The sequence below is a fragment of the Mesorhizobium sp. M1A.F.Ca.IN.020.03.2.1 genome (assembly GCF_004023205.1).
Taxonomy (GTDB): domain Bacteria; phylum Pseudomonadota; class Alphaproteobacteria; order Rhizobiales; family Rhizobiaceae; genus Mesorhizobium.
Genome location: NZ_RZSV01000195.1, coordinates 1 through 11,055, shown reverse-complemented (window position 1 = coordinate 11,055; position 11,055 = coordinate 1). Strand labels below are relative to the sequence as shown.

The following is an 11,055-nucleotide window of genomic DNA, read 5'->3' as shown; positions in this document are numbered from 1 at the left end:
ACCACGGACTGAATGATCAGCATCCAGAAGATGATGCGTACGACGCTGTCGGTTCGCGTCAGCGACTTGACCATGACCACCGAGACGCCGAAGCACATTGCGGCTCCCAGCACGACGAGATGCCCGGGATCGACCGAGCCGACGCCGGGACGCACGATTATCACCACGCCGATCAGCCCCAGCACGATTGCCGTCAGCCTGGCCCGCGACAGCCTTTCGCCGAGAAAGCTCACCGCCAGGATCGCCGTCCAGATCGGGGTCGTGAACTCGATCGAGATCAGCACGGCCAGCGGAATCAAGGTCAGCGCATAGAGCCAGGCGGCCTGGCCGGCATAGTGGACGACGTTGCGGGCGATGTGGGCGAGCGGGCGCTGGGTGCGCATCGCCCTAAAGCCGCCGCCCGTCAGCACCAGCGGCAGCAGGATGAAGAAGCCGATCACCGAGCGCAGCTCCAGCACCTGGAAGACATTGAGCGCGGCCGTCGCGGTACGGCCAGCGACCGACATCGCCAGGAACGAGGCGATCGACAGCGCCATCCAGAGCGCGGCCTTGGTGATCGAGGGAGCGGACGCCATTGGCGCTATGTCGCAAGACCGTCGTTGTGCCGCAACCGGTAGTCGCGGCATTCGACTGGGCCAGACGGCCGCATTCCGGCTCAGCTTCCGGCGAGCGACAGTGCGCGGGCGCGCTCGCGCAGCAGCTCAAGCAACTGGTTGCGACGCGGCTCCGGCGTATCGACCGGCAGCACAAAGCAAAGCGTCGTCTTGATGGCGCCGTGGCTGTCGCGGATGGGAGCCGCCATGCACCAGGTGAAACGGTCGGCGAGCGCCGAGGTCTCGCTGAAGCCCTGCCGGCGAGCCAGGTCGACATCGGCGAAGAATTCGTCGGGAGCAATGACCCGACCGTCGGGGAGTTCGTAGTCGGCGGCAGGAATGAAATTCTTGAGTTCCCTCTCCTGCATATGGCCGACCAGCAGCCGCCCCGACGCCGTCCAGGGGATCGGCACCTCGACGCCGACATCGCTCGAGATGCGGAAAGGGCCGGGAGAATCCCGGCAATCGAGAACGACATACTTGTTGCCGCGCAGACCACAGAGCTGAACGGTCTCACCGGTCTCGGCCGCCATCCTGTCCAGCGTTTCAAGGATGCGGCGATAGTGTGCGTTGTGATGCGAGTACGCCCATCCGAACAAGTGCATCGCCCGCCCGAAATAGACGTAGCCCTCGGACCCGACATTTTCGAGCATCTCGGCTTCGAGCAGGCTGTTGACGATCTCATAGGTCGTCGAACGGGGTGCGTTGATCATCTTTGCGATGTCGCCGATGCGCATCGGCGCGCGATGCTTCAGCAGGGCCTCGAGCAGCATGATGACGCGGTCGATGCCGCGGCGGCGCTCGCCGGCCTGCGGTTGTGCCCCGGCGCCTGCCTCGATCAAACCAGTTGCGCCTTCGCTCATGCCAGCCGCTCAAAAATCATTTTCGGCTCTCGTCTCAAGACGCTTGAAAGATGTCAAGGCTCAGTCTAGCATCCCGTCTGTCCGATATACAGACATGTTGTCTGGAATATCGGATAAACTAACGAGCCGGGCAGAAGAAGTCCAGCCGACGAACGAGCGGTTTCCGCGACGCGGCAACCGCGGTGTTTCGCCGTCCCGACTCCGCACGTCCGGACAAGAGCTACAGAAGGGGAACTGTCATGAAGAAGTCATCGTTTTTCGCATCCGTCAGCGCCTTTTGCCTCGGTCTCGTCCTGGCCGTCGGTGTCGGCTCGCAGGCCGATGCGGCCGCGAAGTGCATCAAGGGCGACCGCAAGGCGCCGTATACGATCGGCTGGGCCAACATCTATTCCGTGCCGACCTGGATGAAGCAGACCCAGGGCACGATCGAAGCCGAGGTCGAGGCGCTCAAGAAGCAGGGGCTGGTCGACAAGCTGGTCGTGACCGACGCCCAGGGCGACGCCAATGTGCAGATCCAGCAGATCCAGTCGATGATCGATTCCAATGTCGACGCCATCATCCTGATCGCCGGTTCCTCGACCGCTCCGGCGCGTGTGATCGCGGATGCCTGCGCCAAGGGTATCGCGATCATCAACTTCGACAGCCTGGTCGATACCGACCAGGTGACGGCCAAGGTCAACACGGATTCCTCGCAGTGGGGCGACCAGGCTGCGAAGTTCCTGATTGACGCCATCGGCGGCAAGGGCAAGATCCTCATCCTCAACGGCCCGGCCGGCGTTTCGGTCAGCGACGACCGCCGCAAGGGCGCCGATGCCGAGCTCAAGGCCCACCCCGACGTGAAAATCCTCGCCGAGACCAACACGCCGTACAATGTCGCGCCGGCCCAGGAAGCCGTCACCAGCCTGCTGTTCGCCAATCCCGAGATCGACGGCATCCTGTCGCTCGGCGGCGCGCTCTCGGCCGGTGCGGTGCTCGCGCTCGACAAGCAGGGCCGCGACCAGGTGCCGATCACCGGCGAGAATGCGCGCCAGTTCCTCGAGCTGTGGAAGGAAAAGGGCCTGAAGAGCTGGGCGACCATGCAGCCGAACTGGCTCGGCGCCTTTGCCACCTACACCGCGGTCCAGGCGCTGGAGGGCAAGGACGTGCCGGCCTTCGTCAAGATTCCGCTGCCGGTCATCGACAATTCCAACATCGATCAATACCTCGCCCGGGCGAAAGATTTCCCGGCTGACGGCTACATCTATTCGCCCTACGATGAGGAGCTGTTCAAGAAGCTGCTGGCGCAGAAGTAGGCGAAGGGTCGCAGCATTGACCATGGCTCCGCTCCTTGCCGCGCGGGGGGTGTCGAAGGCGTTCTTCGGCAACCCCGTCCTGCGCGACGTTTCCATCGCTCTCCAACCGGGCCGCGTGCATGCGCTGCTCGGCGAGAACGGCGCCGGAAAGTCGACCTTGATCAACCTCCTGTCGGGCGCCTTGCGCCCGGACAGCGGGACCATCGAGGTCGATGGGCGTGCCGTGGCACGCATGACGCCAGCGCTCGCGCGACAGGCCGGCATCGCCGTCGTGCAGCAAGAGCTCAGCCTGACGGCCAGCCTTTCGATAGCCGAGAACATCGGCATCGGCGCCTATCCCAAGCGCTTCGGGCTGGTCGACTACAAGGAGCTTGCCGCGCGGGCGAAGGCGGCATGCAAACTCGTCGGCCTCGACGAGCCGTTGTCGACACCGGTTGGGAATCTATCTCTCGGGCGACGGCAGATGGTGGAGATCGCCAAGGCTCTCTATCGCCGGCCGCGCGTGCTCATCCTCGACGAGCCGACCTCGTCGCTCTCGGCGACGGAAACGAAAATCCTCACCGACCTTTTGGGACGGCTGCGTGGAGAAGGCGTGGCCATTCTCTACATCTCGCACCGGCTCAACGAGGTGATGGCGCTCTGCCAGCATGTGACGGTGCTGAAGGACGGCGCCTGCACGGCCGACCGGCCGCTGGAGGGAACCGATGCGACTGGATTGGTGCGCCTGATGGTCGGGCGCGACCCCGGCGATCTCTTTCCGAAATGGCAGCCGTCGATATCGCCCGGCGCCGCCATCTCGGTCCGCGGCTTCTCGGTCGGCCTGATGCACGACGTCGACCTCGACATCGGGACCGGCGAGGTGCTGGGCATAGGCGGCCTGGTCGGTCAGGGGCAGGAGGATCTGCTGCTCGGTCTTTATGGGGCCATCCCGGCGAGGACGGTTTCGGCGACGGTAAACGGCGTGTCGGGCCTGCCGGGTAATGTGCCGAAAGCCAACGCGCTGGGGCTCGCCTATGTGCCAGCCGACCGTAAGCGCGAGGGCCTCCACCTTATTCATCCGATCATCACCAACATGATGTTGCCTTCCCTCGCAAGACTTTCGTCGTTGAAGCTGCGCAGCCGCAAGGCTGAACGCCAGAAGGGAAGGGATCTCGCCGCCCAGCTTTCCATCAAGGGCGACCTGCAGCGTCCGGCGCAGGCCTTGTCGGGCGGTAATCAGCAGAAGGTCGCGCTGGCGAAGTGGATGCCGCACGATCCGCTGGTGCTGCTGCTCAACGATCCGACGCGTGGCGTCGACGTCGAGACCAAGCGCGAAATCTATCTGATGCTTCGCGCCTTCGCCGCCGCTGGCAAGGCGGTCGTGCTGCTCAGTTCCGATACGCCGGAACTGGTGCATCTATGCGACCGCGTCGCGGTGGTTCGTGAAGGCCGGGTCGCCAGGATGCTCGAGCGTGCCGCGCTGAGCGAGGAAGCCATCGTGTCGGCGGCGATGGGTGCAGAGAGGCGGAAGGTGGCGGCATGAGCATCATTCCATCCGCGAGAGCCGACGGCGCGCTCTACTGGCAGGTGCAGGCGCGCCGCAACATCGGCGTTCGCAGCCTCTTCCTGGTGGTGCTGGCGTTTCTCATCGCTTATGCCGTGCTTTTTCCGGGCCTGTTCACGGTCTCCGGCTTTGCCAAGTTCACCCAGAGCTGGTTCCCGCTGGCGCTGGTGGCGATGGCGCAGGCGATCCTCATGCTCACCGGCGGCATCAGCCTTGCGATCGGCGCGACCGTCAGCCTCGGCGCGGTCATTGCCGCGACCAGCATGGGCGGACCGCTGGGCGTCGCCGGCGGCGCGGCCGCCGTGGCGCTTGCCGGGCTCGGCATTGGCGCCGCGACCGGCTTCATCGTGGTCAGGCTGCGCCTGCCGGCGATCGTGGTGACGCTCGCCGGCTCGTTCATCATCGGTGGCGCCGCACTGCTGATCCTGCCGAGGCCTGGCGGCTCCATCCCGGCTTGGCTGTCCGACCTGCTTGCCGGCGACACGCCAGCGGCGTTCGTGCTGCTGGTGGTGGTCGTCCTGCTGTGGAAGCTCTATCTCGCCACGCCGCTTGGATTGAGCCTCTATGCCGCCGGCGAGAATCCGGTCGGGGCTTACCGTTCCGGTGTGCCGGTCGACGCGGCGCGTGTGGCCGCCTATGCGATCAGCGGCCTCTTGTCGACCGGCGCCGGGCTGTTCGTCGCCGCGCAAACGGGCTCTGGCGATCCGGTCATCGGCACCGCCTTCACGCTCAATTCCATTGCCGCTGCCGTGCTTGGCGGCATTGGCTTTCTCGGCGGGCAGGGCACCATGCGAGGCGCGCTCGCCGGCAGCCTGCTGCTCAGCCTGATGATTAGCGTGATGTTCTTCCTCGGCTTCACCCCGGTAGCGCAGTATGTCGCGCAAGGGCTGATCATCATCGGCGCGGTCGCCATCCCGCAATTCCGCAAGGTGCAGCAATGACAGCGTGGACCGATAGCCCCGGCGGCAGACGCGCCAGGGCGATCCTCACCAGCCGACCGTTCCTCACCCTTGCCATCGTCGTCGCAGTCTGGATTGCGGCGAGCATCGCATCGCGCGGCTTCGGCGCCTACGGACATCTGCGCTACCTGGTAGAACTTGGCGCGGTGATCGGCCTCGTGGCGGCCGGGCAGACCTTCGTGGTGATCGCCGGCGGGATCGATCTCTCGGTGGCAGCGATCGTCACCGTCAGCGCCATCAGCCTGCCGCTGCTGTCATGGCAGGCCGATCCGACCGGCCTTGCCTCCGTGCTCGCGGTGCTTGCGCTGACCACAGCTATCGGCGTGGTCAACGGGTTAGGGGTGGCGCTGCTGCGCGTCCATCCGATGATCATGACGCTGGCCATGGCGACATTCCTGCAGGGTCTGCTGATCATCATTGCCGGCGGCAGTGCCGTCACCGCCGAGAACCCGCTGGTTCATTGGCTTGGCAATGCGCGGCCGGCCGGCATCCCGGCTGGCATCCTGCTATGGATCGCGGTTTCCGTGCTCGTGCTGACACTGATGCATGCAACGCCTTTCGGCGCCCGCATCTTCGCCATGGGCGCCAATCCGCTTGCGGCTTCGCTGTCGGGCGTGCCGATCACTTCCACGACATTGGCTGTCTACGGCATCAGCGGATTCACGGCGGGGCTCGCGGGCGTGCTGGTGCTCGGCATGAACGGGCAGGGCTATGTCGGGATCGGCGATCCTTATCTGCTCGCCTCGATCGCCGCAGTGGTGCTTGGCGGCACCTCGATCCTCGGCGGGCTCGGCACCTATGCCGGCACCATCCCGGGAGCCGTCCTGCTGGTGACGATCACTGCGCTGATCACCGTGGTCAATGCATCGCCCGGCTGGCGCAGCATCCTGTTCGGTTCGCTCATCCTCGGGCTGCTGCTGCTCTCAGGCAGGGAGCAAGCCCGGCGATGACCCGGCGTCCAGGCGATAGATGCGAGCGGCGTTGCCAAAGAACAGCGCCGCCTGCTCATCCCGGGAAAGATCGGCGGTGATGACCTTGAAGCTGTCATATACCTCATCGAACGAGGCGTGCAGGCCGGCGACCGGGAAGTCGGAGCCGAACATGGCGCGCTTCATGCCGAAGCAGTCGATGCAATGCAGAACGATCGGCCGCAGACTTTCGAGCGTCCAGTCATGATCGTAAGCGACCAGGTCGGAGATCTTGATGGCGACGTTGTCGCGCTCGGCCAGCCGCCGCAGCCCGTCTCGCCATCTCTGCAAGCCTTCGGGATCACGGTCGATCGGGCTGCCGCAATGGTTGAGGACGAATTGCTGGTCGGGAAAGGCCGCGGCGAGGTGCGCTGCCTCGGCCAGTTGGCGTGGAAACACCATCAGGTCGAAGGAGAGCCCGTACCGGGCGAGCGAGCCAAGGCCGGCGCGCCAGGCGGGATCGTCCATTATGCCGTCGCGAGCGGCGAAGCGGCGGGCGGGATCAGGGTCCCAGCTCAGAATGTCGCGTATGCCGATGACGCGGTCGAACGCGGCCTGCGCCTCGATCAACTCCGCCGCGTTGTGGCTCGCCAACGGCACATGGACGACGTAGCGCGCCGCTACGCCGCACGACTTGTCGAGCGTCTCGAGCCAGCGGGTCTCGCCGACGCTGTCGTCGCTCGCCCAGCCGGCTTCGACATGGACGCTGGCGACGACATGGTGCCGGGCGGCGTCGCGCAGATAATCCTCAGGCAGATAGTTGCGGCGCAAGGCATCAAGCTCGCCGAGGCCGCCGCGTTCGCCGGCAGAGGCGGTCAGCCAGGGATGGCGGCCGAGGCTGAGATCCCAGAGATGGTGATGGGCGTCGATGATGGGTCCGGAGTAGGGATTTGGCACGCGGTTCCCTCAGGCCTTGGCCGGCAATCGGTTGAGCCATTGTTCGGCGACGGAAGGGTTAGCATCGGATGAGCGAGAACACACCGGCCCAATCGCTTGTCGTGCATGAAAATTTCATGCTCGACGATCGTATCCGTGGCGTGCCCCCCGGCACGTCCGGATTGGATTCCAGCCTGGCCGGACAGCAAGGCTGGCATCCGGCCGATGGCCGCATGTCGCTGCCGCTGCTCACCCTTGACGAAGCGGCCTTCGCCTCAAATCGCGACTTGTTCCTGCGTTATGCGCGCGAGCAGGGCGCTGCGGTCGCGCCGCATGCCAAGACGCCGATGGCGCCGGATCTCGCCCATTCGCTGGTCAAGGCCGGTGCCTGGGGCACGACGGTCGCCGATATAAGGCAGGCAACGGTGATGCTGAAGGCGGGTCTCTCGAGACTGATCATTGCCAACGAGGTCGGCGGCGCCGGTGGTGCAGGCCGGCTCGCGAAACTGACTGGCGCGTGGCCGGATGCCGAGCTCTATGTCTTCGCCGACTCGGTCGCGGCTGTGCGGGCACTGGCGAATGCGTGGCGGGCAGCTGCCGATCTCCCGCCGTTGCGTGTCCTGGTCGAGCTCGGCGCGGCGAGGGCGGGCGCACGAACCACGGCCGAGGCCGAGGCAATCGCCGATGCCGTTGCGACCGGCGGACGGCTGCGCATTGCCGGCGTCGGCACCTATGAAGGCGCTGCCGCTCAACCTGATCCGCTGCGCACCGATGAAGCGGTCTCTGCGCTGCTGGCATCGGTGGGCGACATGTTCCTCAGGCTCCGCGCTCGCCTCGGCGGCGAGGCTCCCCTGGTCGTGACGGCCGGCGGGTCGGTCTTCTTCGACAGGGTGGTGGCGGCGCTTTCGCCGCTGGTCGAACAGGACGGCAAGGCGACGCTGGTGCTGCGCAGCGGTGCCATCTTCTTCCACGACCACGGCGTCTATGACCGATCGCTTGGCGCGGTCGACAGCCGCAGCGGTTTCGAGCTCGGCGGCGCCACCGCCTCGGCGCGCAATTCTTTCCGTCCGGTCCTGCGTGTCTGGGCCGAAGTGCTTTCGCGGCCGGAACCTGATCTCGTCATTTGCGGCATGGGCATGCGCGACGTCTCCTTCGACCAGGGTTTTCCCAAGCCGCTCAGGGTGTATCGTTCGGGCGAGCCGCTGCCGGCTTCACCTGAGAAATCGCAGGTAGTCAAGCTCAACGATCAGCATGCCTTCCTGGCTCTCCAGCCTGGCGACGACATCGCGGTCGGCGACGTCATCGAATTCGGCATTTCGCATCCCTGCACCTGCCTCGACCGCTATCGCGTTATTTTCGGCGTGGATGAGACCGGTCGTGTGGCCCATGTCTTTCCGACCTATTTCGGCTGACCAGGCCTCCAAAAAGAACTCGAAAGGATCCGAGATGATCAAATACTTCCAGTCCGGCTCTCGCATGTCGCAGGCGGTGGTGTATGGCGGCATGGTGCATATAGCCGGCCAGGTCGCCAACGACCGCAAGGGGGGCATCGAAGCGCAGACCAGCGATGTTCTGGCCAAAGTCGAGGCGCTGCTGCATGAGGCCGGCAGCAGCAAGTCGAAGCTCGTGGCGGTCAACATCTTCCTGCCGCAGATCGGCGATTTCGACGCGATGAACAAGATCTACGATGCCTGGGTGGATCCCGAGCGCCTGCCGGCACGCGCCTGCGTCGAAGCGCGTCTGGCCGACCCGGACCTGCGCATCGAAGTCACCGCCGTCGCGGCCGCCTGAGAGGACAGCATGCATACCGGCCTTGTCCACACGCTCGATTTCGACCGCGAAGGCAAAACGCACGGCTATCTCAGCATTCCGTTCTCGGTCGACCGCTCACCCTATTTCCAGGTCAAGGTACCGATCTGCACCATTCGCAACGGGAAGGGTCCCTCACTGCTGCTGATGGCTGGCAACCACGGCGACGAGTATGAGGGCGAGCTGTCGCTGGCCAAGCTGATCCGCCGGCTCGATCCGGCCGCAATCAGCGGTCGCATCACAATCCTGCCGATGGCGAATGCGCCGGCGGTTATGGCCGCCAAGCGCTGCTCGCCGCTGGACGGCGGCAACCTCAACCGCGCGTTCCCGGGCGATCCGACGGGCACGCCGACCAGTCGGCTCGCCCATTTCCTGGAAACGGAACTGTTTTCCCGTCACGATGTCGTCTTCGACATCCATTCGGGCGGCACCTCGATGGAGCATCTGCCGACGGCGCTGGTCGAGCGCAATGCCGATGCCGAGCGCCATCGGCGGGGTGTCGAGCTAATGCGCGCGCTCGGGATGCCGTTCGGCTTCGTCGCAGACAACGGCCAGGCCTCGCCGACCTCGATGGGTGCCGCGCGCCGGGCTGGCGCCATCGGCGTCAGCGGCGAATTCGGCGGCGGCGGAACCGCTACCGTCAATTCGATGACGCTTACCGCTCGCGCGCTCGATCGCCTGATGGTCGAGCTGGGCGTGGTCGCGGCGCCGGTGCTCACATCGGACGCAGAGCCGGCGAAGCCGACGCGGTTGCTTTCGCTGTCGAGGCACAGCCAGGGCATCTACTCGACGCGGCGCGGCTGGTTCGAGCCTGCGGTCCGCCTCGGCGACAGCGTCAGTGCTGGCCAGCTGGCGGGATGGTATCACGATCTCGAACGGCTGGAGCTTGCCGAGGAGGCGATACGTTTCTCCGAAAGCGGCATCGTGCTGTCGCGCCGGCTGCACACCATGTGCGAGGCGGGCGACTGCCTGATGCAAGTGGCCGAGCCGGTCGAAGGCTGACGCCGGCCCGGAAGGGACGAAGAACCGAAGATGAGCATGCAGCTTTCGATGTGGACCTATCCCTGGGACATTCAGGATCTCGGCCTGGAGACGGTCGAGCGCGATATTGTCCAGCGCGCCGGCCTCAACATGATCAGCCTGGCCACCTCCTATCATGCCGGTCGCTTCCTGCAGCCGCGTAGCCCGCGGCGAAAAGCCTATTTTCCAGAGGATGGCACCATCTATTTCAAGCCGTCAGCGGCGCGATGGGCCGACCTCGCCATCCAGCCCAAGGTCGCGGATGTGATCAGCGAAGGCGGCGACGTGCTTGGCCAACTCGTCCGCCGGCGGGAACAGGGCGGCCCCGGGGTCTCTTGCTGGACGGTGTGCCTGCACAACACCCGCCTCGGCATGCTTCATCCCGAGGCGGTCACTCGCAACGCCTTCGGCGATCCCAACTATTACAATCTCTGTCCCTCGCATCCCGACGCGCGCGCCTATGTCCGGGCGCTGGTTGCGGACATCTCGCACGGCTACAAACCGGACAGGATCGAACTCGAAAGCCCTTCCTTCATGGGATTTGCCCATGAGTACCATCACGAAAAGGACGGCGTCGGCCTCACGCCCGAGGAGGATTTCCTGCTGTCGCTGTGCTTCTGTCCCTCCTGTGTCGATCGCGCAGCCAAAGCCGGGGTCAACGCCGAACCGGCGCGAGCGCTCGTCCGGCAATGGATTGTCGAGACCTGCGAGCGCGCAGTGCCGGAGCGGCGCTTCCCCAGCTTTCCAGCGAGCGGACTCGAGGTTTTCGGGCCATGGCCGGAGCTACACGCCTATCTGGTCTGGCGCTTCGAGCCGGTGACCAGTCTGATCGCCGAGCTGCGCGAGGTGGCGCATCCGGTCACCAAGGTCCTCATCATCGACCTCAAGGAAGGCTGGCTGGGCGGCTGCGATCTGGCGGCTGTCGGCAAGGTCTGCGACGGGGCGATCCTGTGCGCCTATGACATGCAGGCCGAGGATGTCGCAAGCCTGGTGACGGACGGCCGCGCCGCGCTCGGCGCCGGCAAATTTCTCGGCACCGGCTACCGGCTTTTCTACCCGGAAATGGCGGGTCCGCAGTTGCTAGCGGCGAAGGTCAGCCCGGCGCGGACAACTGATGTCGATGGCATCAATT

At 65.4% G+C, this 11,055-nt stretch carries 11 protein-coding genes; 8 read left to right on the top strand and 3 right to left on the bottom strand.

What is annotated here, in order from left to right; all coding sequences use genetic code 11:
- On the bottom strand, positions 1-575 hold a 575-nt coding region (locus EOA79_RS24560), incomplete at its 3' end, for a DMT family transporter (RefSeq protein ID WP_164893934.1).
- 80 nt (positions 576-655) lie between these two features.
- Positions 656-1,456: an IclR family transcriptional regulator gene (locus tag EOA79_RS24555; protein ID WP_095826096.1), complete on the bottom strand. Its 801-nt coding sequence runs from the start codon at positions 1,454-1,456 to the stop codon at positions 656-658.
- 239 nt (positions 1,457-1,695) lie between these two features.
- Here EOA79_RS24555 and EOA79_RS24550 point away from each other — a divergent pair, with 239 nt between their 5' ends.
- The 4 genes from EOA79_RS24550 to EOA79_RS24535 are packed head-to-tail and all read left to right on the top strand — an operon-like array spanning position 1,696 to position 6,200.
- Entirely contained in the window at positions 1,696-2,748 is a 1,053-nt protein-coding gene (locus EOA79_RS24550; RefSeq protein ID WP_095802192.1) for an ABC transporter substrate-binding protein, read from the top strand.
- Between the two features lie 22 nt (positions 2,749-2,770).
- Entirely contained in the window at positions 2,771-4,270 is a 1,500-nt protein-coding gene (locus tag EOA79_RS24545; RefSeq protein ID WP_095826095.1) for a sugar ABC transporter ATP-binding protein, read from the top strand.
- Positions 4,267-5,232, top strand: a complete 966-nt coding sequence (locus EOA79_RS24540; RefSeq protein ID WP_095826094.1) for an ABC transporter permease — start codon at positions 4,267-4,269, stop codon at positions 5,230-5,232. The genes EOA79_RS24545 and EOA79_RS24540 overlap by 4 nt, the downstream gene beginning before the upstream one ends.
- Entirely contained in the window at positions 5,229-6,200 is a 972-nt protein-coding gene (locus tag EOA79_RS24535) for an ABC transporter permease (protein ID WP_095826093.1), read from the top strand. The genes EOA79_RS24540 and EOA79_RS24535 overlap by 4 nt, the downstream gene beginning before the upstream one ends.
- Here the strand turns inward: EOA79_RS24535 and EOA79_RS24530 are convergent.
- Positions 6,174-7,115 carry an amidohydrolase family protein gene (locus EOA79_RS24530; RefSeq protein ID WP_095826092.1) on the bottom strand — a complete coding sequence of 314 codons (942 nt, stop codon included), beginning with the start codon at positions 7,113-7,115 and terminating at the stop codon, positions 6,174-6,176. The two genes, EOA79_RS24535 and EOA79_RS24530, sit on opposite strands and share 27 nt — an antisense overlap.
- Before the next feature lie 68 nt (positions 7,116-7,183).
- Here EOA79_RS24530 and EOA79_RS24525 point away from each other — a divergent pair, with 68 nt between their 5' ends.
- The 4 genes from EOA79_RS24525 to EOA79_RS24510 form a co-directional block, all read left to right on the top strand.
- On the top strand, positions 7,184-8,506 hold the full coding sequence (locus tag EOA79_RS24525; RefSeq protein WP_095826091.1) for an alanine racemase: 1,323 nt from the start codon (positions 7,184-7,186) through the stop codon (positions 8,504-8,506).
- Between the two features lie 34 nt (positions 8,507-8,540).
- Positions 8,541-8,885 carry a RidA family protein gene (locus EOA79_RS24520; RefSeq protein WP_095826090.1) on the top strand — a complete coding sequence of 115 codons (345 nt, stop codon included), beginning with the start codon at positions 8,541-8,543 and terminating at the stop codon, positions 8,883-8,885.
- A 9-nt stretch (positions 8,886-8,894) separates the two neighbouring features.
- Entirely contained in the window at positions 8,895-9,905 is a 1,011-nt protein-coding gene (locus tag EOA79_RS24515) for a succinylglutamate desuccinylase/aspartoacylase family protein (RefSeq protein ID WP_095826089.1), read from the top strand.
- A gap of 36 nt (positions 9,906-9,941) precedes the next feature.
- Positions 9,942-11,055: hypothetical protein (locus EOA79_RS24510; protein WP_128293378.1), on the top strand; the 1,114-nt coding region annotated here is incomplete at its 3' end.

What these genes read in the sequence shown, in the direction of transcription:
- EOA79_RS24555 (WP_095826096.1), bottom strand. Translation starts at nt 1,456, where the DNA reads ATGAGCGAAGGCGCAACTGGTTTGATCGAGGCAGGCGCCGGGGCACAA.
- EOA79_RS24550 (WP_095802192.1), top strand. Translation starts at nt 1,696, where the DNA reads ATGAAGAAGTCATCGTTTTTCGCATCCGTCAGCGCCTTTTGCCTCGGT.
- EOA79_RS24545 (WP_095826095.1), top strand. Translation starts at nt 2,771, where the DNA reads ATGGCTCCGCTCCTTGCCGCGCGGGGGGTGTCGAAGGCGTTCTTCGGC.
- EOA79_RS24540 (WP_095826094.1), top strand. Translation starts at nt 4,267, where the DNA reads ATGAGCATCATTCCATCCGCGAGAGCCGACGGCGCGCTCTACTGGCAG.
- EOA79_RS24535 (WP_095826093.1), top strand. Translation starts at nt 5,229, where the DNA reads ATGACAGCGTGGACCGATAGCCCCGGCGGCAGACGCGCCAGGGCGATC.
- EOA79_RS24525 (WP_095826091.1), top strand. Translation starts at nt 7,184, where the DNA reads ATGAGCGAGAACACACCGGCCCAATCGCTTGTCGTGCATGAAAATTTC.
- EOA79_RS24520 (WP_095826090.1), top strand. Translation starts at nt 8,541, where the DNA reads ATGATCAAATACTTCCAGTCCGGCTCTCGCATGTCGCAGGCGGTGGTG.
- EOA79_RS24515 (WP_095826089.1), top strand. Translation starts at nt 8,895, where the DNA reads ATGCATACCGGCCTTGTCCACACGCTCGATTTCGACCGCGAAGGCAAA.